20 protein-coding genes are annotated in these 22,472 nt (G+C 37.1%); 6 read left to right on the top strand and 14 right to left on the bottom strand.

Annotation, left to right across the window (positions count from 1 at the left end; genetic code table 11):
* Positions 1-44 precede the first annotated feature (44 nt).
* From C7381_RS02655 to C7381_RS02625, 7 genes are read right to left on the bottom strand one after another with little or no spacing between them, the layout of a single operon-like run.
* The gene (locus tag C7381_RS02655; protein WP_116479779.1) at positions 45-518 is read right to left on the bottom strand and encodes a GNAT family N-acetyltransferase; all 474 of its coding nucleotides are present in this window, start codon (positions 516-518) and stop codon (positions 45-47) included.
* Entirely contained in the window at positions 518-1,786 is a 1,269-nt protein-coding gene (gene hemL, locus C7381_RS02650; RefSeq protein WP_116479778.1) for a glutamate-1-semialdehyde 2,1-aminomutase, read from the bottom strand. The genes C7381_RS02655 and hemL overlap by 1 nt, the downstream gene beginning before the upstream one ends.
* Positions 1,786-2,751 (bottom strand): porphobilinogen synthase, encoded by a 966-nt coding sequence (hemB, locus tag C7381_RS02645; RefSeq protein WP_116479777.1) that lies wholly within the window; start codon positions 2,749-2,751, stop codon positions 1,786-1,788. The genes hemL and hemB overlap by 1 nt, the downstream gene beginning before the upstream one ends.
* On the bottom strand, positions 2,726-3,487 hold the full coding sequence (locus C7381_RS02640) for a uroporphyrinogen-III synthase (RefSeq protein WP_116479776.1): 762 nt from the start codon (positions 3,485-3,487) through the stop codon (positions 2,726-2,728). Before C7381_RS02640 ends, hemB begins: the two co-directional genes overlap by 26 nt.
* Complete coding sequence (gene hemC / locus C7381_RS02635; RefSeq protein WP_116479775.1) at positions 3,471-4,367, bottom strand: hydroxymethylbilane synthase; 897 nt, start codon at positions 4,365-4,367, stop codon at positions 3,471-3,473. Before hemC ends, C7381_RS02640 begins: the two co-directional genes overlap by 17 nt.
* Positions 4,357-5,583: a glutamyl-tRNA reductase gene (gene hemA, locus C7381_RS02630; protein ID WP_116479774.1), complete on the bottom strand. Its 1,227-nt coding sequence runs from the start codon at positions 5,581-5,583 to the stop codon at positions 4,357-4,359. Before hemA ends, hemC begins: the two co-directional genes overlap by 11 nt.
* 13 nt (positions 5,584-5,596) lie before the next feature.
* Positions 5,597-6,592: a lysylphosphatidylglycerol synthase transmembrane domain-containing protein gene (locus C7381_RS02625; RefSeq protein ID WP_116479773.1), complete on the bottom strand. Its 996-nt coding sequence runs from the start codon at positions 6,590-6,592 to the stop codon at positions 5,597-5,599.
* Positions 6,593-6,741: 149 nt separating this feature from the next.
* On the opposite strand from C7381_RS02625, the gene C7381_RS02620 reads away from it, so the two are divergent.
* The 6 genes from C7381_RS02620 to C7381_RS02595 all read left to right on the top strand — a co-directional run bounded on the left by C7381_RS02620 (position 6,742) and on the right by C7381_RS02595 (position 14,591).
* A complete protein-coding gene (locus tag C7381_RS02620) occupies positions 6,742-7,995 on the top strand; it encodes a M18 family aminopeptidase (protein ID WP_165803567.1) in 1,254 nt (417 codons plus the stop codon).
* Between the two features lie 61 nt (positions 7,996-8,056).
* Positions 8,057-8,623: a hypothetical protein gene (locus tag C7381_RS02615; RefSeq protein WP_034544879.1), complete on the top strand. Its 567-nt coding sequence runs from the start codon at positions 8,057-8,059 to the stop codon at positions 8,621-8,623.
* Positions 8,624-8,720: 97 nt separating this feature from the next.
* Positions 8,721-9,602: a YitT family protein gene (locus C7381_RS02610; RefSeq protein WP_034544878.1), complete on the top strand. Its 882-nt coding sequence runs from the start codon at positions 8,721-8,723 to the stop codon at positions 9,600-9,602.
* Between the two features lies 1 nt (position 9,603).
* Positions 9,604-10,905, top strand: a complete 1,302-nt coding sequence (locus C7381_RS02605) for a bifunctional folylpolyglutamate synthase/dihydrofolate synthase (protein ID WP_116479771.1) — start codon at positions 9,604-9,606, stop codon at positions 10,903-10,905.
* A 183-nt stretch (positions 10,906-11,088) separates the two neighbouring features.
* Positions 11,089-12,825 (top strand): ABC transporter ATP-binding protein, encoded by a 1,737-nt coding sequence (locus C7381_RS02600; RefSeq protein WP_116479770.1) that lies wholly within the window; start codon positions 11,089-11,091, stop codon positions 12,823-12,825.
* Complete coding sequence (locus C7381_RS02595) at positions 12,822-14,591, top strand: ATP-binding cassette domain-containing protein (protein WP_116479769.1); 1,770 nt, start codon at positions 12,822-12,824, stop codon at positions 14,589-14,591. Before C7381_RS02600 ends, C7381_RS02595 begins: the two co-directional genes overlap by 4 nt.
* Positions 14,592-14,613: 22 nt before the next feature.
* Here C7381_RS02595 and C7381_RS02590 read toward each other — a convergent pair whose 3' ends face one another.
* From C7381_RS02590 to purF, 7 genes are all read right to left on the bottom strand, one after another.
* Positions 14,614-15,051, bottom strand: a complete 438-nt coding sequence (locus tag C7381_RS02590; RefSeq protein WP_116479768.1) for a hypothetical protein — start codon at positions 15,049-15,051, stop codon at positions 14,614-14,616.
* A gap of 9 nt (positions 15,052-15,060) precedes the next feature.
* Positions 15,061-16,572 carry an ATP-binding cassette domain-containing protein gene (locus tag C7381_RS02585; RefSeq protein WP_116479767.1) on the bottom strand — a complete coding sequence of 504 codons (1,512 nt, stop codon included), beginning with the start codon at positions 16,570-16,572 and terminating at the stop codon, positions 15,061-15,063.
* A 71-nt stretch (positions 16,573-16,643) separates the two neighbouring features.
* On the bottom strand, positions 16,644-17,942 hold the full coding sequence (locus tag C7381_RS02580; protein WP_116479766.1) for an NCS2 family permease: 1,299 nt from the start codon (positions 17,940-17,942) through the stop codon (positions 16,644-16,646).
* A 58-nt stretch (positions 17,943-18,000) separates the two neighbouring features.
* Positions 18,001-19,530: a bifunctional phosphoribosylaminoimidazolecarboxamide formyltransferase/IMP cyclohydrolase gene (purH, locus tag C7381_RS02575; protein WP_116479765.1), complete on the bottom strand. Its 1,530-nt coding sequence runs from the start codon at positions 19,528-19,530 to the stop codon at positions 18,001-18,003.
* Positions 19,531-20,085: a formyltransferase family protein gene (locus C7381_RS02570; RefSeq protein ID WP_116479764.1), complete on the bottom strand. Its 555-nt coding sequence runs from the start codon at positions 20,083-20,085 to the stop codon at positions 19,531-19,533. It abuts the gene before it with no gap.
* Positions 20,064-21,095 (bottom strand): phosphoribosylformylglycinamidine cyclo-ligase, encoded by a 1,032-nt coding sequence (gene purM / locus C7381_RS02565; protein WP_116479763.1) that lies wholly within the window; start codon positions 21,093-21,095, stop codon positions 20,064-20,066. The genes C7381_RS02570 and purM overlap by 22 nt, the downstream gene beginning before the upstream one ends.
* Positions 21,095-22,450 (bottom strand): amidophosphoribosyltransferase, encoded by a 1,356-nt coding sequence (purF, locus tag C7381_RS02560; RefSeq protein WP_116479762.1) that lies wholly within the window; start codon positions 22,448-22,450, stop codon positions 21,095-21,097. The genes purM and purF overlap by 1 nt, the downstream gene beginning before the upstream one ends.
* Positions 22,451-22,472 lie beyond the last annotated feature (22 nt).

Raw genomic sequence — 22,472 nt, 5'->3', positions numbered from 1 at the left:
CTATTTTCTATATTAAAAAACTGCGACAAGTGTCGCAGTTTAAATTAAAGTTTTTTATAAAATGCAATTCTCGGTTTTATTCCATCTATAAAAACATCTCCAAGGTTCGTAAAGTCGTGACGTTTAATGAAAGCTAGCATCGCCTTATTGTCACGATGCGTGTCAACTCCGAAAATTTCATATTTCTTTTCAATTGCAATTTTTAAAATCTCATCAAAAAATTCGTCCGAAACGCCTTTACCCCGAAGACTTTGGTCCACCACGAATGTATGAAGCACTACATAGTTTCCGCTCAAGTATTCCTTATAGTCCGGATCTTTTTCGACAAGCGCACCGAACGCAGTTAAATCTTCGTTTATAAACCCATTTTCATGTTTCACATATTTTTCCAATGTTTCAGTTGATGGGCTGCCGTCTTGCCATTGGTCAATTCCCATATTTTTCATATTGACCTTTGCTTCGTTTATCATTTTCATGGCTGCGGGAATGTCCTCGCGTGTAATTGTTCTTATTTTCATTAAAGTCTCTTCAGTGCTCTCAAGTTTGCTTCGATTGTAGCATCGATAATTTCGTCAGTGTGTGCAGCTTGGAAGAAGATAGCTTCAAACTGTGCCGGAGCAAACATATAGCCTTCTTTAATCATTTCTCTGAAATATTTTGCAAACATTTTTGTGTCCGCTTTTTTTACATCGTTATACGATTTTATTTGATCGAATTCTCCAAAGAAAAGACTCATCATTGATTTATATCTCGTGACTTTTCCCGGAATGCCAGTTTCTTTTAAGTTTTTATTGAAACCGGCCTCGAGTCTTGTTGCCATTTCTTCGAGTCTGTCGTAAATGTCCTTGTGTGCTTCAAGAGTCTTTAATGTATCTCTTCCCATTTTCATTGCGAGCGGATTACCGGAAAGTGTTCCCGCTTGATAAACTCCGCCGACCGGTGATAGTTTTTCCATAATCTTTCTCGGTCCTGCAAATGCTCCAACCGGAAGACCGCCTCCGATAATTTTTCCGAAACAGAAGAGGTCCGGTTTAACGCCAAATTCCTTTGAAATCGAGCCAAATTGTGTTCTAAAGCCGGTTATAACTTCGTCAAAAATTAAAAGTATGCCATTTTCCTCAGTGATTTTTCTGAGTTCTTTTATAAATTCCATATCAGGCACAACAACGCCCATATTTCCTGCAATAGGTTCTATGATAACGCATGCGATGTCGTCGCCGTATTTTGCGATTTTGTCCTTTACGTCGTCAATGTTGTTGTACTCACACACAATTGTATAGTCCGTAATTCCCTTCGGCACACCGAGTGAAGACGGTGCGTTGTATGTTAGCGTACCTGAGCCCGATTTTACAAGTAGTCCGTCGCTGTGTCCGTGGTAGCAACCTTCAAATTTTATAAATTTATCGCGTCCGGTGTAACCCCTTGCGAGTCTGATTGCGCTCATTGTCGCTTCGGTTCCGGAGTTTACCATTCGAACCATTTCGGTTCCGGTGTATTTTGTGAAAAGTTCCGCCATCTCAACTTCAACTTCCGTCGGCAAACCGAATGTGATTGCTTCGTCGAGATAGTGCTTTGCGTTTTCCACAATTTCTTTCGGGCGATGTCCCAAAATCATCGGTCCCCACGAATCGATGAAGTCTACATATTTGTTGCCGTCGACGTCATAAATATATGCCCCGTCAGCTTTTTCAAAAAATATCGGGTCCATATCGACCGAGCCGAATGCTCTGACCGGCGAATTTACTCCACCCGGAATAACTTTTAAAGCTCTTTCATATAAATTCATTATGCTCTCTCCTTCAATAGTCTTGCCATTTCCTTCGCATGATATGTGATTATGAGCTTTGCTCCGGCTCTCTTCATCGCAATCATATTTTCATAAATAATGCTTTCGTTTAAAAGCCCCTTCTTTACCGCTTCTTTAATCATCGCATATTCACCGCTCACGTTGTAGACAACAAGATTTGTGTTGAATGTTTCCTTAACGCGACGAATTATGTCGAGATATGCAAGTGCCGGTTTTACAATTATAAAATCTGCATCTTCTTCGAGATCGAGTTCCACTTCCTTCATCGCCTCGTCGGAGTTGTGGAAATCCATTTGATAGCTCTTTCTGTCGCCGAAGCTCGGTGCGGAGCCTGCAGCATCTCTAAATGGTCCGTAATATGCAGATGCATATTTTGCGGCATAACTCATAATCGGCACATTTTTAAATCCGTTTTCATCAAGTGCTTCTCTTATTGCCCTCACTCTGAAGTCCATCATATCTGATGGTGCAACAATGTCTGCACCCGCCTTTGCATGAGAAAGAGCTGTGCTTGCAATATATTTTATAGTTTCATCGTTTATAACACATCCGCAGTCGTCAAGAATGCCGCAGTGTCCGTGGTCGGTATATTCGCACATGCAGACGTCAGTGATAACGATAAAGTCCGGATGGTTCTTTTTTATTTCTCTTACAGCACGTTGAACGATACCGTTTTCATCATATGCACCGCTTCCGACGCTGTCTTTTTTATCAGGTATTCCAAAAAGTATGACCGCTTTTATGCCGAGTCTCTCAAGCTCTTTGATTTCATCGTCAAGCATGTCCACAGAATAGTGGTATTGATCAACCAAAGAAGGAATTTCTCTTTTTATCTTTTCACCTTCAACAACAAACAGCGGATAAATAAAATCTTTTACATCTAAACTTGTCTCTTCCGTCATTTCCCTTAAAATCTTATTATTTCTTATTCTTCTCATTCTCATTTTTTAAGTCCTCCTCTACACAATCAATTATAGAATCTATAGTCGAATATTCCGACTCCTTATAAACATTAAGACCACACTCGCGAATCGAGTCCGTTGTTATAGGTCCTATTGAAAATATCTTTTTTCCACTCAAACTTTCTTTGCCGTACATTTTTATAAAATTCTTAAATGTTGAAGTTGCGGTAAAAATTATGTCTGTAAAATCCTCCGGCAATTCTTCAATTTCTTTTGGAATAACGCTGTCGTAAATCGGAATGTTATGAAATTCCCCAAGCGTGTTATACTCTTTCAAAAGTTCTTTTCGGGTGAGCCTTGAGTGCGGCAAAAAGATTTTTCGCTCTTTAAAACCGTCCTCTTTTATTATTTTTACAAGCTCATCGCCGGTGAACTTCTCCTTCGGTGCGACACAGCCTAAGCCGTATTTTTCAATCGCCTCTTTTGTCGCCTTTCCGACCACATATATTTTCACATTTTTTAATTCAGACAAATCTTGCTTTTTTAAAAATTCATCCATAAAAATCTTTATTGCATTTTGTGAGTGAAAAACCAAATGCGTGAATGAAAAATCTTCCACACATTTTTTTAACTCAGCCTCATTTATCGGAACAATTTCAATTGTCGGGATTTCAAAAACTTCCACCCCAAGTTTTCTTAAACCCGATGCAAGTCTTGAAGATTTTTCGCGATTTCTCGTGACCACAAATTTTCTTTTCGAGCTATTTTCCAATTGCATCTTTAAACTCCCGTGCAATATTTTTTGCTGCTTCTTCCGCTTCTGAAATTTTCACACATACACTCTTTTTTAAAAGAATATTTTTCGATTCATCTCCGAAACACGCTCTTAAAATTGCCTCACCTGTTTTTAAATCGACCTCGGCGTTGAACCCCATCGGACTGTGGCAGCCCGCATTCAGTTCACGTTGAAACGCCCTTTCAATATTCATCCGAACAGTCGTTTCCTCGTCTCTTATTTTCGAAATTATCTCAAGAATTTTTTCATCATTTTTTCTGCCTTGAATTGCCAAAATCCCCTGACAAGGTGACGGTACAATCTCTGATTTATCGAACACATAAGAAACTTTGTCGCCGTAGCCCCCTCTTAAAATTCCGGCATATGCAAGCACAACTCCGATAATTCCCTCTTCACCGACTTTGGACATTCTCGTTTCAATATTTCCCCTGATCGAAGTTGTGGAAATATTTGGACAAATTGTTTCAATTTGCAGTTTTCTTCGAAGCGATCCGGTTCCAACAATGCCTGAGCAAAGCTCCGACAACTTTTCTATTTTTCTTGAAGAAATAAGCACATCTCTTGCGTCCTCAGCTTTAGGCGGGTCAAAAAACATAAGTCCTTCAGTTTCGTCGCTCGGCATATCCTTCATAGAATGCACCGCCAAATCAATGTCCCCTCTAAGAAGCGAGTCTTCAATCTCTTTTACAAAAACTCCCTTTCCCACTTTGTGAATAGGATTTTTTAAGTCAACATCGCCCTTTGTTTTTATAACAACAATTTCGCATGAAACATTCGGATTCGCTTCTTCAATCATATTTTTAACCATATTTGTCTGAGTCAGAGCGAGCTTGCTTCCTCTCGTGCCTATTTTAATCTTCATTGTATATCTCCTCAAAAAACTTTATAACATCGTCCTTCATCTTTGACGGCTCCATCTCTTTTGCGTAAATAAGTGGCTCCCTCGATGCCTTATTTATTGAATATCTCACAATTTTTTCGACTTTTCTAAGCTCATGGCTCGAAAGATTGGTCTTTGCCTTTATATATGAAACAGTGTCGTTTGCAAGCCTTTCGATATAATTTTGTGCACTGTTGAAAACCGGGTCCATTCTCGTATTTTCTTCCCAAGTTAAAATCTCTTCAATTTTGTCTTCAATCTCAGGAGCATACGCCTTCAGAATCTTCTCTTTCTCTTTCAAATTTTCCTTCGCAACCATATTTATTGAGTCGATGTCATAGAGTTCTATATTTGGCAGATCGCCTGCATTTTTGTCTACTCCTCTCGGCACTGATAAATCAAGTACATAAGTCTTCTTAGATGAATGAATAAAATCCCCTTCGTCTAAAATTGTATGCGGTGATGCCGTTGCAACTACAACCACTTCGCACTCTCTAATGTATTTATTCACATCACTGTATAAAATTATATTTATATCTTCATTTTCACCTTTAAATTTCAACGAGTTCTCATATGTTCGGTTTGCAATCGAGATATCAGCACCTCTTTCCGCTAAGTACTTGTATGCAAGCATACCCATTTGACCGATGCCGATTATTAAAGCCTTTTTATTTAAAAGCTGAATCTTATCTTCAATCATTCTTATTCCCAAATACGCTGTTGAAGACGGCATGTCCGAAGCACGCGAAGTGGTTTTTACATATTTTGAGAACGAAATAACTTCACGCATAACTTTATTTAAAAATTTTTTCGCTCCACCAAGTTGTTTTGCAGTTTCATAGGCATTTATAACTTGCCCTTGAATTTGATCTTCGCCCACTACCATCGAGTCAAGACCAATCGCAACATAAAATAGATGGCGAAGTGCTTCCGTTCCCATTTTGTAGAATCTGTACTCCTCATCAATTTTTGTCTTGAAATATTTTTCGATATAGTTCCAAAGCTCATCCTTTGTAATGTTGTCCGAATAAATATAAATCTCGGACCTGTTGCAAGTTGACAAAATTACAATTTCACTGTTCTTTGTAAAAGCAAACTTTTCGGTAAATTCAATTATATCCGTATCTCTGAAAGAAAGACGCTCTCTTATTTCAATAGGCGTCTTGTGATGATTTATTCCAATAACAAAAAATTCCATATATTTCTCCAAACTATTTTAGATTGAGTGTAAAAGGAAATGATGCGATTATTGTAAAGTAATAAGAAATAAGTCTCCAAAGTAAAATCGCCATCAATATCGGTGCCCCTTCAGGCACAATTTGACTGTATATAAGATAAAATATTCCCTCTGCCCCGACGCTTCCACCCGGCATCGGAATGTATGCACTAACAAGTGCAATCGTTGTTTGAGCCGCGACACAAAGAAGGAATGAATCAATTTTCACATCAAACGAAAGAAAAACAAAATAACTGACTCCATAATAAAACACAAACGAAATTATGTTTTGCAAAATTAAAATAATATAAACTTTGAACTCCTGTCCACGGAAATCTTTGATCGAGTTGTAAAACATGCTCACTTCTTCTTGTAGTCGCCTGATCATCTTATCTTTATTCTTTACAAGTTTAATCCTTGACAAAAAATTTACTATAGCTGTTGAGAATTTTAATAATTTCTCAGGTTTATATGCTGCGATGAGCATGAAAATCGCAAGTCCCATATTTATCAAAATTCCAACCACAATAAATACAGTAAACGGATGACCGCCGGTATAAAAAAATGAAGTGAAGCAAAAAGTAAGTAGCAAAGTCATAATCATTCTTCCTATATGATAGAAAAAAAGTTGAATTCCCAAAATCGAGGTTGCTCTTCCACTAGTGATGCCCTTTTTATTTAAGTAAATAACTTGCATAGGTTGACCACCCGTTGCGAGCGGTGTGATTGCACTAAAAAATTCTCCAATCATAAAGGTTTTCAAAGCCTGTCTAAAAGACAAATTCTGTCCGACATTGTTTGCGATTTCCTTTGTGATAAGAGTTTGCATTAACCAGTATATAATCATCATAACTATTACAGTCCTAATTGTTATGATATTTACATTTGAAATTACGTTTTTTATAGCATCCGGTCCATCGAGAAAATATATCCCGACAACCAACATTAAAAATGTCAGTGCGACTATGAATCCGGTATATTTTTTTGACATTTCACACCTCTATTCTATATTATCATTTATTATAATTTTCTTCAACCTAAAAATGTTACAGCTTTTTAATAACTTACTTTATTTTTTATCCAATATTTAAAGAATTATTTCCATGAATATGTTATAATATTTTTATGGAGGTATGTAGAATGGATTTAAAACATTTTATGAATTTTCTTGATTCGTCAAGATTAAATATGAGTGCAGTTGAGAACTTAAAAAAGGAACTCGAATCAGCTGGGTTCAAAGCAATTAAGGAAAATGAAAAATGGAATCTCGAAGGTGGTGGAAAGTATTTTATTACGAAAAACGAATCTTCAATCATGGCATTTAGACTCGGACATGACATCAAAAAAGGTTTCTCGCTTGTTGGAAGCCACAGTGATTCCCCATGCTTTAGAATTAAGCAAAATCCGACAATGAAACGTGCGTCCGCAGTTTGTTTAAACACGGAAGTTTATGGCGGTGCACTGCTCGGAACTTGGTTTGACAGGCCTCTTACAGTAGAAGGAAAAGTAACTGTTAAAGGAGAGTCGGCTCTTAAACCAAAAACTATTCACTATAAAGGCAAAGACGGCATGATTTTTATTCCGTCAGTTGCAATTCACATGAACAGAGAAGCAAACAAAGGTGTTGAGATAAATCCTCAAGAAAACACCCTTCCGGTTTGCACAATGGATGGAGATTTTGATCTTATAAAATCAATTGAAAAAGAAATCGGTGCAGAAATTCTTTCACACGAACTTTATGTAGTATCGTGTGAAAAAGCACATGTTGTCGGAGTTAACGACGAATTTTTGATGAGTGGAAGACTCGACAACCTCGCAATGGCTTATGCAAATATAATGTCTCTTATAAATGCAAAAGCAGGCGAAATGACAGCTGTCGCTTATGTCGGTGACAACGAAGAAATCGGTTCAATGACAAAACAAGGTGCTTTCTCACCGTTCCTTCGCGACACACTTTTAAGAATTGTTGTTTCAATGGGTGGAACATACGAAGACTATCGCATCGCTCTTTCAAATTCATTTATGATCAGCAGCGATGAAGCTCACGCTTTCCATCCTAATTATCAAAACTATGCAGATCCGACAAACAGACCTCTCATTGGAAAAGGTCCTGTTATAAAAATTGCTGCAAACGGTGCATATACATCCGATGCAGTTTCAATCGCAGTATTTAAAGAACTTGCAAACGAAGCAGGAGTTGAAACACAAACATTCCACAACAGAAGCGACAAACGCGGCGGTTCAACAATTGCATCAATCACAACTTCAAAAATCGATATTCCTATCGTCGATGTCGGAAATCCGCTTTGGGGCATGCACAGTGCTGTTGAAACAGGTGGCATTAAAGATCAGGAAGACATGATGAAAATAATGGAAGTTTTACTTTCAAAATAATTTAAAGACTGATAAAGCTCACTTATGTGGGCTTTTTCTTTGAAACTTTTGTGGAGGTTTTATGAAAAAATTCGTTTTATTAATTATTCTTTTAATTTTTACAGGGTGTGCAAATTCAATAATTTCAAAGCCTGATATTGATTCCAATTATACAAAATTCTTAAATGATAACAACTTCGACTCGGACTACACTATTACAGTTAATATTTCAAAAAACGACGGCGAACCAAATAAGTTTATTTTTTCAAAGAAAGGCTCGCATTTTGCAAGAGCCGCATATAAAAGCGACGGAACAATCGGACTTAGAAGCTTCGACGACGAACGCACTCTCTACTCCATCGACGAATCTGGAGCGGTAAAAAAAGACTATATAAAAAAAGGTTCCGATCAAGGTGATGATCTTCGAAGAATTTTTACAGGTATACTTCTCTTTAGAAAAACCAATCCGGAAATTTCAACGGATGGTGACATAACAGTTGAAAAATTTGAAAAAGATGACGACATTTATGAGTATAAGTTTAAAAACGACAAACTCGTTGAGGTCAAATTGCAAACAAAAAATGAAACTCTAACAATGGAACTCATTTCGATTGAAAAGAGCGCCGACGAGTCGTTGTTTGTTGTTTAAACTCTTGAAAAACACGCTTTTTATGATATAATATAAAATAGATATAGAAGCATCTCGGTCTCGATATCGAGATGTAATTTTTTATTGGAGGTATGGTATGGATAGAGACATCAGTGTTGATAAAATCAAACACAAAACCACTTTTACGGAAGTATTACTAATTGGACTTGGAGTTTTAATGGTTGCAAGTGGTATACACTTTTTCTTGGTTCCATCAAATCTTTCAACCGGTGGAGCCAGCGGACTTGCAGTTGTTCTCAGTCACTATATTCCACTTGATTACGGACCTATTTTTGCACTATTAAATATTATACTTTTTGCTGTAGGTTTCATGATTATCGGAAAAGAATTCGGCATAAAAACGGTTTTAGTAACCGCTGCCCTCTCCGGTGCAGTTTGGCTTATGGAATATTTTTTACCCGTCACAAATCCACTAACAGATGATTTACTTTTAAATACAATTATGGGAACAATGCTTCAAGGAGTAGGCGTTGGAATAGTTTTAAACCAATACACCTCAACCGGAGGCACGGACATCATTGCAAAGATTTTACAGAAGTTTTTCGGTCTCGACCTTGGTGCCGGTTGTCTCATCACGGATGCTTTAATCGTTCTTGCAGCTGCAAATGCATTCGGAATTGAAATCTTTTTATATAGTGTAATAGGCATCATAGTAAACAGCGTTATGGTCAGTGTCACGATAAGCGGTATGAACACAAGCAGATTTGTTTTCATAAACTCGCTCAAACACAAAGAAATCTCAGATTATATTGTAAATGAGCTCGACAGAACAGCAAACCTTATTCCTTACGTTGGTGCTTATTCGAAAAAGGAAAATACACTCATCGTTACATGTATAAGCAACCGTGAATATATGAAACTAAAAGAATATGTCTATAGAATCGACAGTCGTGCATTTGTAATCGTTTCAAGTGCAAGCGAGATTTTAGGAGAAAAATGGAGAAGATTCCTCGATTAATATGAATAACGAAATTTTAAACTCAATCGACATAAAAAATGCCGATGAAATTATAGAAAAACTCGAGAGCAGAGCCGGAAACATTCCGGACAGAACATTGACGAGAATGAAAACTGCAATCGAATTTTTTGATTTAAAACCACAAAAAATTGTGAACATTGTCGGCACAAACGGCAAAGGCACAGTTTCGAATGCGATTTTTCAAACTCTTAAATCGTTCGGTTTAAAAGTGGGAATGTACACTTCGCCGCATCTTGTAAATTACACCGAAAGAATTGTGGACAACGACGGCGAAATTGACTATTCAGTCTTTTTAAAACTTGTGAAATATGTATCGGACCACGAAGACGAGATTGATTGTGGCGATTTCACATATTTTGAAGTGATTACACTTGCCGCTATGATTTATTTCGAGATGAAGAACGAAGACATACTCGTTGTTGAAGCGGGTGTCGGCGGTAGAACCGATGCCACAAAGGCTCTCGAATCATCAATCCTTCAAGTTATAACTTCGATTTCAATCGACCACAGCGACTATCTCGGCGACACTATTTATAAAATTGCGCAAAACAAATCCGGCATAATGAACGGTACAAAAACCATCACATTAAACACCGGAGATGCATTAAAAGCACTGTCTGAAGAAAAAGAAAAAACAAACACAACTCTTTACACTTCGAGCAATTTTGAGTTCACCGTCGGCGGAAAAATTGTGGAAAAAGAAATGATTCCGGTGTCGGGAGAATTTGGCGTAAAATTTTTGGCCCGCGAGATAAAAATAAATCCGAAACAATTCGGCGTTTTTCGCGGCGAAAACTATGCGCTTGCATTTGCCGCAATAGTGACTATTTTAAAAGAACTTAAAATAGAATATGACAACGACAGAATTGTAGAAGCTTTAAACACCGCATCGTGGATTGGAAGGACCGAAGTCATCGGACGTGAACCACTGACGATTTTGGACGGTGCACACAACATCGACGCTATTGAAAAACTTTTCAAATCTGTTTCCAAGATAAATCACAAAAAACTAATCACAGTTTTTGCGATAATGTCGAGAAAAGATCACGAGCATATTGCACCGATAGTTCGAAAAAATTCGGACATCTTAATCGTCACAACAAACAACGACAGCAAAGCTTTGGACCCTGAAACACTGAAAAAAGAAACGAGTGCCGACTACTCTTTTTATAACCTAAAAGACGCTTTAGAAAAATCCAAAGAACTCGCCGACAAAGATGACACGATTCTCATCTTCGGCTCGCTCTATCTCGTTGGAGAAATTTTAAAATTAATAAAGTAATAAAAACCCATTCGGAATTTGTAAACGGATGGGTTTGTTTTGTGAAAAAGAATTTATTCAATTAAACAGAAAATACCCTAAATAATACTGTTGTTTTTTCTGGGGGGGTGTTATAATATATATAGTAGATTGACGCATTGTATTACATAATGGTTTTTTAAATTAAAAATTACGGAGGTCCCTATGTTTAAAAAGATATCATCCGAGCTCGGAGTTTTGGACAAAATTCTCATACCAATCGGATTTCTCGCAGATTCTTTACTCAAAGTTTTTAATATCTTTATCATCGTTTTTGTACTGATGAAAAATGAAGAGATTAAAAACTTCGGTTTCGTTAAATTTTTTGCTCTTTTCACTCTCGCATTTCTATTCATATTTGCGATTGATTTTTTCATAAAAAAGCGAAATATTTTGCGATTTGCGGATTTAAAAGATAAATATTTTAAAATGTTTTTGGACCGATCAATGAGTATGCCGTATGATATGTTTGAAAATTCGGAAATTATGTCAAAGGGCAAAGAGAGCAACAGTTTTCTCGCAAGCTATGAGTCCGGGTTTCAAAACGCATACAATCAGCTCCTTACAATCGGCTCAAATCTAACATTTTTATTAATCATTTTTGCAGTCGCGATATATGTTGACTTTAAAATATTTCTTGCTCTACTATTTATCGTCGTTTGTGAATTTATTTTTGTGGATTTGATTTCGAAATACAAAGAGAAATATAAAAAAGACGGCTCAAAAATTGAATTTAAAATTACAAATTATTCCAATTTTGCAACCGACATAAAAAATGCAAAAGACATACGACTTTTTTCAGCGGACAAGATGTATGAGCTTTACCAAAACGAAACTTTAGAAACTTATATAAAATTTATGAACAAATATTATAAGGCGGAAAATGTTTACAATCTTATGCTAAGCATATTTACCGGAATTTCCATTTTTACTATTATTTTTATTTTAAAGGATGCATCCGTGGAAAGTATAATTTTAATCTCCGGAATTTTAAGCATTTTCAGTGCATCTGTTTCGATAACTTTAAAGAGTTTTATTCAGTACAATGAAGAAAAGCTGAGATACAATGTTTTTAACGAATTTATGACCACGACCGACAAACGCTATACGATAGATAAAACCCCAATCTTTAAAAATTCTATCGAATTTAAAAATGTAACTTTTTCATATCCGGGTTCGAGCGAAGTCATTCTTAGAGATTTATCTTTTAAAATTTCAAAAGGCGAACACATTGCCCTTTTGGGTTTAAACGGTGCAGGAAAATCGACGGTTATAAAACTTTTGATGGGCTACTACAAGCCTGACAAGGGACATATTTTAATTGACGGAAACGATTTGAGCGATTATTCCTACAAATCGCTATCCACGCTTTTCGCTCCTATGTTTCAAAATGTTGAACCGCTTGCTCTCACAATTGCGGAAATTGTTTCTTCGAGCGAGAGAGAAAATCAGGATGAAGAAAAAATTATTTCATCTCTAAAAACCGTCGGTCTTTATGAACTCGTTGAAACTCTTCCCGAAGGAATCCACACTCCGCTTACAAAAATATTAAATCCGACCGGCTATGTATTTTCGGGCGGCGGCAACCAAAAACTTGCCATGGCAAGAGTCATTTATAACAGCGAAAGACCAATTGTAATTTTGGATGAGCCGACCGCTGCCTTGGACTCCATCGCAGAGGAGCGTGTATACAGAGATCTCGATTCGGTCCTGAAAGACAGAAGCGCCATTTTTATAACGCACCGACTTGCTAGTGTCAAGTTTTTGGACAAGATTATGCTTTTAAACGATGGGAAAATCGTTGAAGAAGGAAGCCACGACGAGCTTATGATGAAGGATGGAGTTTATAAAAGTATGTACGAGAAACAAGCATATTATTACAAATTCGAGGGCGAGCTATGAAGAACATATTTAAAATTTTAAAAGACATTCATAAAATTGACGGAAAATACCTTTTCACCTCGGCTCTGTTAAGTATAAGCAAGACATTGGAATCTTTGTTTCTCGCAATTTTGCCGGTCGTTTTGATTTCTATTTTAAAAAACGACAGCGACTCACTAAAAATCGCAATTCTTTTTGCGGCCGTATGGACACTCCTTCATTTTATTTCGCAATATTTGGAAACATACAATAACAAAATCGGGCGAAAAATAAATACCGTATACAAAAATAAGTTTGCATTAAAAACAATAAGACTTCCATATCACATGGTCGAAGATGTTAATACAAATGTTTTAAAACGCGAGGCGGAACAAGCGCTTTTCAATATGAACATTCTCTCCGGAATTTTGGACAATATAGAAAAATTCGCCAAATCTCTTTTATTTTTCATTTCGGCGATTTTAATTCTAAACACAAGCAGCTACTATCTGATTCCGATATATCTTATTATTCTAAGTCCGATTATCATTCTCTCAATAAAAAGAGGTAAAATCGAAGGTGAATACGCTCCGAAGTCCGCACCTATAAGCTGGAGAGTTATTTATTTCATATCCGAAGCGATTATGCCGTTTCACCAAATGGACTTCAGAGTCTACAACACAAACAAACTTCTGAGAAAAAATATTGATGCTCTCACAGTTGATGAAAGAGCGCTTGTGCTTGAAAAAACAACAAAGACTTTCAAATACGACGAAGCAATTTCTCTTCTTCGCGGTCTAAACACGATAATACTTCTTTTGACGGCATATTTTATGAGCAGTAAACAAACATTTGACGTTGAGCTCTTCACTTTAATAGTTATGCTTATTCCGAGAGTTGTAGATTCTTTGACCGATATGATTGTTTCAGGTTCGGAGCTTAAAGAACTTGTGAGCGAGTTTAAACCGGTCGAAACATTTCTCAATCTCGATTCCGAAAATCGGATTAAGTCCGGTAATTCAAGTGCATTGAAATTTGATACGCTCGAATTTAAAAATGTTTCTTTCACATATCCCGGAAATACAAATCAGACTTTGAAAAACGTCTCTTTTGTTGTCCACAGAAATGAAAGAATTTCAATTGTCGGGCCGAACCTTTCGGGAAAATCCACAATCGTAAAACTCATTTGCAGATTTTATCTTCCGGACAGCGGTGAGATTTTATTAAACGGAATAAATATTAATGACATTCAAAAAGATGCTTATTTAAATTTGATTTCAACTATTTTTCAAGATTTTTCATTCTTCCCTTTCACAATCGGGGAAAATATATCGCTTGAAAAAGAGTATGATGACAAAAAGATTTTAAATTATATTGATGAGGTCGGTTTAAAAGATAAAATTGTAAGCCTTAAAAAAGGTCTCGACACACATCTAAACAAGGCTTTATATGACGATGCAACCTCATTTTCCGGCGGTCAATATCAAAAGCTTGCGATGGTTCGTGCAATGAACAAGGAAAGCGAAATTATGATTTTCGACGAACCGACATCTGCGCTGGATCCGATTGCAGAAAGCCAAATAATTGAAAAATTTGATGAAATAACTCAAAATAAAACTGTGCTTTTTATAACTCACCGCATGAGCACATGCGGATTTTCAGATAAAGTTCTGCTTCTCGAAATGGGAGAGGTCAAAGGTTTCTGTCCACATGAAGAACTGCTTAAGAAAAATGAACTTTATAATGAACTCTACTATGCACAGGCGAAATATTTTAAAGATATAAAAAATAAAAATCTGCAGGAATAATCTTGCAGATTTTTTTATTTCTCTAAATTAAAAATATAAACGAGATATAAGTATAGATAATATATCCGATTACAATGTGAAAGAACGTGTAAATCACAAGGCTCATCACGCGATACGGATTTATTCTTCTGTGGAAAAAGCTCACAAGTGTGCCGATGTAATTTAATACAAAAAGTATTGTCACCACAACTGTCCAAATTTTTATGGCTGTGTTTCCAAGGCCCGCACTTTTTATTATTAAAAGCAATTCAAGCGCAAAGAGGATAAGTGTAACAAGAAATATCACTATAAATTCTCTTTTTATCCATTTTGCATAGCCGAACAAAATTGACGAAGCGACGAGATATCCTCCGACAAGCTGCAATAATTTCAAGTTCTTTCCGATTAATATGCCGGCTGCAACAAACACGGCGGTTAAAACTCCAAATATAATTAAATTTGTTAAATTTCTTTTTCTCATATTCCCTCTCTATTCAAAATAAATTCTTTTAAGTCCGTTTTCATTAAGTTCCCAAATCTCGTCCGCGACTTCTTCGATAAAATATCTGTCGTGCGAAACAAAGATGATTGCTCCGCCGAATTCCTTCATCTCTCCCGTAATCATCGGAAGTGAAAGTGGTGATATATTTCTAGTCGGTTCGTCAAGAAGCAATACTTCCGGATTCTTTAATTGCATCTTTGCAAAGAAGAGTTTTGCCTTTTGCCCGCCGCTCAAGTTTTGAGTTTTTTGAGTGACCTCATCTTTCGTGAACTTTAAGCTTGCAAGATATGTTCTTATCTTTGTTTCCTCGTCTTTTGTATGCTCGCTCTTAAGATACATAATCGCATTTTCGTATAAATTCAAACCGTCTTCGTAGTTTTGCGGCATATACTCGACTCTCAAATCGGGGCTGATGTTTTTTCTTATCTCATTTAAAAACGTAGTTTTCCCGGCTCCGTTTTTTCCAACAATCGCAATTTTTTTCGGACCGAAAATCTCCAAGTTTATATCCCTCGACAAAACTTTTCCGTCAATTTCGAGTTCCGGCAGCTTTAAGCATAAAACGCATTTTCCGTTTTCAATAAGCCTTTCTTTGTTATAGTTTACAAAGATTTGCTCTTCGTACACCGGCATCTTCGTCATAAACTCTTTCTCACGCTCAATTATTTTTTCTTTCGCCTTGACCTCGTGCATAGTCTTTTTTAAAAGCCTGCCCATGTGATCGTTTCTCTCCGCTCTCAGATCGCGCTCTACTTTGTCGTGAACTTTTCTCCAACGTTCTTCTTTTTCATTCATACGTGCTTCGTCATTTTTTGCTCTCTGTGTCTGTGTTTTAATCGCTTCTTCCCTATTTTGCACATATGTATCGTAGTCGTTCGAGCTGACATTCACGCGTGATTTTGTTTTATTTTCAATAAGTTCGAAGTGCATGATTTTATTTGCCACATTTTGAATAAATCGCGTGTCGTGGCTTGCAAAAATAACTTTTCCGTTGTAATTTTTTACGATTTTTTCCAAAGCTTCAATTGATTTGAAGTCCAAATCGTTCGTCGGTTCATCCAGAATTAAGAGCGAGGGATTTCTTGAAATCGCAAGAGAGATAAGAATCTTTACTCTCTCACCGCCCGAAAATGTTTTAAGTATTCTTGTTAAATCGTAGATTTCAAGCTCAAACTGATTTAAAATTTTATAAAATTCCGAAACGTCGGCTTCGGAGCTTTCTTCATCATAAAGAAGCTCTTCAACGCTCTTTTCAAGATCTGCTGCATTTAAAATTTGCGGAACATATATCGTTGACTCATCTTTACTGATCTCACCTTTGACATTTGCATATTCTAAATTTTCACTTTCGTTTGAAATCGCTTTCAGAATTGTCGACTTTCCGTTTCCCTCTTCTCCTATGAGTGCAATCTTTTCGTTTTCGTTGATAGAAAATGTGAGGCCATCAATAATCTTTCTTTGGTCTTTCTTTAATGTTATAGTAAGATTTTTTATCTGCATATGTCCTCCAAATAAAAAAATGTTTTGCACCTACTTTGATTATATAATAAATAGATGCAAAACACAATAATTTATAAGAATATTTCTCTCAAGACAAATAGGACTGAGAGTACCCACATAAGTGCAGATACGTCTTTTGCTTTGCCTGTGAATGTTTTAATGAGAGTGTAGCTTACGATTCCGAATACGATTCCTTCTGCAATTGAGTATGCGAACGGCATCATTGCAATTGTTAAGAAAGCAGGAACTGCTTCAGTTAAATCGTGCCAATTTATTTCCATTACAGCGCTCATCATAAATACACCGACAACAACTAGTACCGGTGCTGTTGCAGCTGCAGGGATGATTGCAAATAACGGTGCAATGAAGAGTGCAAGTATGAACATAATTCCCGTTGTGACTGATGTGAGTCCGGTTCTTCCGCCTGCTGCAACACCGGCTGAACTTTCAACGAATGTTGTAACAGTTGATGTTCCCATGCATGCTCCGAAAATTGTTCCGACAGCGTCAGCTGTGAGTGCTCTTGAAACTCTCGGTAGTTTTCCTTCTTTGTCTAGCATTCCTGATTTTGAAGCAACGCCAGCCAAAGTTCCGACTGTATCGAAAATGTCGACGAATAGGAATGTGACAACTATAATCCAGAAATCCTTAGTCATTATTTCGCTGAACGGTACAAATTTGAATGCAACGTCTTTGAGTGACGGTGGAAGACTGAAAATTTTAAATCCTTCAGGAAGTGTTGTTACACCGAGTGGAATTCCAATTATTGTTGCAATTATAATTCCAATAAGAAGTGCACCTTTAACATTTCTTGCATATAAAATTGCAATAACAATAAGTCCCAAAAGTGCAACTATTGAAGCATTTGCTGTCAAATCACCGAGACCAATAGTTGTTCCTTCGTTTGCAACAATGATTCCGGCATTTTTAAGACCAACAAGTGCGATAAAAAGTCCGATACCTGCGGAAACAGCTTTTTTAAGTGAAAGCGGAATAAGATCGAAAATTGCTTCTCTAACTTTTAACAAGCTGAGTAAAATGAATATGATACCTTCAACTAAAACTGCTGTTAATGCGAATTGCCAACTTTGTTTCATTCCGATACATACGCTGTATGTGAAGAATGCGTTAAGACCCATACCCGGAGCAAGTGCAAACGGATATTTTGCATATAATGCCATGATAAGTGTTGCAACACCTGCTGAAAGAGCTGTTGCTGTGAAAACACCGCCGAAGTCCATTCCTGTTTCAGAAAGCATGCCCGGATTTACTGCGAGGATATAAACCATCGTCATGAATGTCGTTATACCTGCAAGTATCTCAGTTTTTACATCGGTTTTGTTTTCTTTTAATTTGAAATACTTTTCCATAAAAACCTCCAAAATTTATTATATTTAATCGGCAGGGAAAATCCCCGCCGTATAAATATTAGTGTTTAAAGTGTCTTGTGCCTGAGAAGAGAAGCGATACTCCAAGTTCGTCGGCAGCTTTAATCGAGAGTTCGTCTTTTATAGATCCTCCAGGCTCTACAATTGCTTTTACTCCATTTTCTGCAAGAAGTTTTATGCAATCGTCAAATGGGAAGAATCCATCAGAAGCAAGCACTGCACCCTTCGCTTTATCACCGGCTTGTTTAAGAGCAGCTTGTACAGCAAAGAATCTGTTTACATTTCCAAGACCGATTCCAACTGTTGCGCCGTCTTTTGCCAAAACAACTGCGTTGCTCTTTGCAAATTTTACAGCTTTAAGTGCGAAAATCAAATCTTCAAGTTCGCCATCTGTCGGATGAGCCTTTGAAACGACGTTTAATTTGCAATCTTCTTTGTCGTCGTGGTCTTGCATAATTACAGTTCCAGGTAGAACCTTCATGTCGAGACCACCTTTTCTTACTTCGCTGATTCCCGGAACTTCGAGAACTCTCAAATTCTTTTTCTTTTCAAAAACTTCGAGTGCTTCTTTTGTATAAGAAGGAGCGATTATAACTTCCAAGAAAATTTTTACAAGTTCTTCAGCTGTTGCCTTGTCGACTTCTCTGTTGAATCCAACAATTCCACCGAAAATAGATTGATCGTCACATGCATATGCTTTTAAATATGCTTCGTGAATTGTGTCAGCTTCACCGATTCCGCAAGGATTTGTGTGTTTAACAGCAACACAGGTCGGCTTTTTATAGAACAGCTTAACCATTTCGATTGTTGCGGAAGCGTCGTTGTAGTTGTTGTAGCTAAGCTCCTTGCCTTGACATTGCTTTGCTTCACCGATTCCTGATTCGTCCCCGTTATATAGAGTGTATGCAAATCCTCTTTGATGTGGATTTTCACCGTATCTAAGCTCGCTGATTTTCTTTAGCGGAAGTGTGATTTCATCAGGGAATTCAACTCCACATTTTTCGTTGAAATATTTTGCAATCCATGCATCGTAATATGCGGTGAGCATAAATGCCTTTCTTGCTAAATCTCTTCTTGTTTCAAGTGTTGTATTTCCATTTTCCTTGATTTCAGCAATAACTCTTTCGAAATCAGCGTTGTCTGTAATAATAGTAGTATATTTAAAATTCTTTGCCGCTGCACGAATCATCGAAGGTCCGCCGATGTCAATTTTTTCAATTATATTATCATCGCTTGCACCGCTTAAATAAGTATCTTTAAATGGATAGAGGTTATTTACCACAATGTCAATCGGTTGTGTACCAAGTTCTTTTATTTCCTTGACATCTTCAGGCTTTTCTCTACGATATAAAATTCCGGCATGAATTTTTGGATGAAGTGTTTTAACTCTTCCACCCAACATATCGTGAAAACCTGTAAACTCTGAAACGTCGCTTACATTAACGCCGGCTTTTTCAAGAGCTTTTAAAGTTCCACCCGTCGAAATAATCTTATATCCGTTTTCTTCCAATTCTTTTGCGAAATTTTCAATACCATCTTTAAAATAGCATGAGAAAAGTGCATGTTTCATTTATAATTCCTCCCTTACAAAACTTGTGATAGCCAAATTGTAAACGTTATGCTCTGTTTTAAGCACCTTTTGTTGAATTTCTTCTTTTGTCTTTAACCCCTCAATATTTACAAAAGAACGCAGATAAATCCTGCCCTTGTCGTAATTTTCATCAATAATATGGACAGTTGCTCCACTAAATTTTTCATTTGCATGTAACACCTTTTCGTGCACATGCTCACCATAACAGCCCTTTCCGCCGTATTTCGGAAGAAGTGCCGGGTGAATATTTAAAATCGGCGGAGCACCTGAGAAAAACCACTCAGGCACTTTTCTTAAAAATCCCGCCAAAATAATAAGCTCAATTTTTTCTTTTAAAACATATTCATGAACAGTTTTAAAAAAATCGGCTTTTACATAATCAGCTTGAAGCCCCAAAGACCTCGCTCTTTCAATACCATAACAATCTCTGTCGGAAAAAACATGCATGATATCTATGACTTTACATTTTTCATAGATTGCTTGCATATTTGTGCCCGATCCGGAAATCAAAATTATAGCTCTTCGATTACGCATTTATCGCCTTCTTGGTTTACAACTTCACCAATTACAACCGGTTTTTCGCCGATTCCTTCAAGGGTTTTAATAAAATCGTCCTTTGCATTTTTTTCAATCGCAAAAACAAATCCGATTCCCATATTGAATGTTCCGTACATTTCTTTTGTTTCAACTCCGCCCCAGTCTTGAATCAAATCGAAAATGTGTGGCGTTTTGATATCTTTAATTGTGACTTTTGCAGCCATACCTTCAGGCATCATTCTTGGAATATTTTCGTAGAAACCTCCACCCGTGATGTGGCACATTCCGTGAACAGCATTTGTTTTTAATGCTTCAAATACCGCTTTTTTGTAGATTCTTGTCGGTGTCAAAAGCACTTCATCGAGTGGTTTATCAAAGCCATCATAAACTTTCTTTAGGTCAATATTTTTTGTTTCGAGAATTTTTCTGACCAAACTGAATCCGTTTGAGTGAACGCCCGATGAAGGTAGTCCCACAAGAACGTCTCCGACCTTGACGCTTTTTTCGTAATCTATGATTTCGTCTTCTTCAACACATCCGACTGCAAAGCCTGCAATGTCGTATTCATCTTCCGAATAGAATCCCGGCATTTCAGCTGTTTCACCGCCGATTAATGCACATCCGGATTGAACACATCCTTCTGCAACGCCCTCAACAATGTCAGCCATTTTTTCTGCAATTAGTTTTCCGGTTGCAATATAGTCAAGGAAGAATAAAGGTTCCGCTCCTTGACACAAAATGTCATTTACGCACATTGCGACAGCATCAATTCCAACTGTGTTGTGGATACCGGTCATAAATGCAAATTTTAGTTTTGTTCCAACACCGTCTGTGCCTGAAACTAGAACAGGTTTTTTGTAGTCCTTGAGTTTAAATAATCCGCTAAAACCTCCAATGTCAGCCATAACTTCAGGCCTTAGAGTTCTTTTAATATGCTCTTTTATAAGTTTTACTTCCTTGTAGCCTTCGTTCTTATCAACGCCGGCATCTTTGTATGAAATAGCCATTATTCTTCTCCTTTATAAATTGTTCCTTCCGGGAATTTTCCTGTGAAACACCCTTGTGTAAAATCATCGCCGCCAAAAGCTTTGAAAAGTCCTTCAAGTGAAATGTATTCAAGGCTATCAGCACCAATCATCTTTGTAATTTCTTCCTTTGTGTGCATTGCTGCAACAAGTTCTTCTCTCGTCGGTGTATCCATCATAAGATTTGATGAATATTTAACCATAGGGCTTCCAATTCTTACGTGAATTTCCTTTGCACCTGCATCTCTAAGCATTTTTACAGTTCTTCTCATTGTCGTTCCTCTAACAATTGAGTCATCGACTAATACTAAACGCTTGTTTTGAATATATTCCTTAATCGGATTTAATTTAATTTTTACACCCAAATCGCGGAGTTCTTGATTTGGTTGAATGAAAGTTCTTCCGACATAACGGTTCTTTATAATTCCTTCTGTGTATGGAATTCCTGATTCTTCAGAGTATCCTACAGCAAAACTTATTCCGGAGTCAGGTGCACCGATTACCAAATCAGCATCTTGCGGATGTTCTTTTGCCAAAATTCTTCCGGCATTTAAACGGCTCAAATAAATGCTCCTGCCGTCAATAATTGAATCCGGTCTTGCGATATAAACCATTTCAAAAACACCGAGTTTTCTCTTTGATGCATCGCCTTTTCTAATAATATCAAGACCTTTGTCTGTTATTCTTATTACTTCTCCCGGCAGCACATCTCTAACAAATTTCGCACCTATTGAGTCAAATGCACAAGTTTCACTTGCAACAAGATAGCGACCGTTCAGCTCTCCTATTGAAAGAGGTTTTATTCCATATTCGTCTCTTGCAGCGTAAATAACATTTTCCGCCATGACAATAAGAGCATATGAGCCCATAAGCATGTCTAGCGTGTCAATAATCGAATGTTCCAAATCAATATTGTAATTTTTTACAATCAGTGTTGCAATAACCTCTGTGTCGAGATTTGATTGGAACATGTAGCCCTTCATTTGTAAATCATTCTTGAGTTTTGCAGCATTTGTTATGCAACCGTCATGAACAATTCCAAGTGCGCCATGTCTGTATCCGGCGACGATAGGTTGATTGTATGGATATTCAAATCCTTCTCCCCTTGAAGCCATTCTTACGTGACCAATTGCCAAATTTCCTCTCATTTGAGTGACTCTGTCATCTTTAAAAACATCGCTCACTAAACCTTGTTCCTTGTAATAATCCATAAGTCCGTTGTTGTAGGTTGCAATACCACATGATTGTTGTCCTCTGTGTTGAAGAGCATAGAGCATATAATATAAATATGCTGCAGCACCGTCTTTATCGGAATAAACACCCGCTATACCACTCATTTTAAGTCCTCCGAAAAATTAT

The organism is Ezakiella coagulans (genome assembly GCF_003096635.1).
Classification (GTDB): Bacteria; Bacillota; Clostridia; order Tissierellales; family Peptoniphilaceae; genus Ezakiella; species Ezakiella coagulans.
Note: the sequence above shows the minus strand (reverse complement) of the source record. Positions and strands in the feature narration are given on the sequence as shown.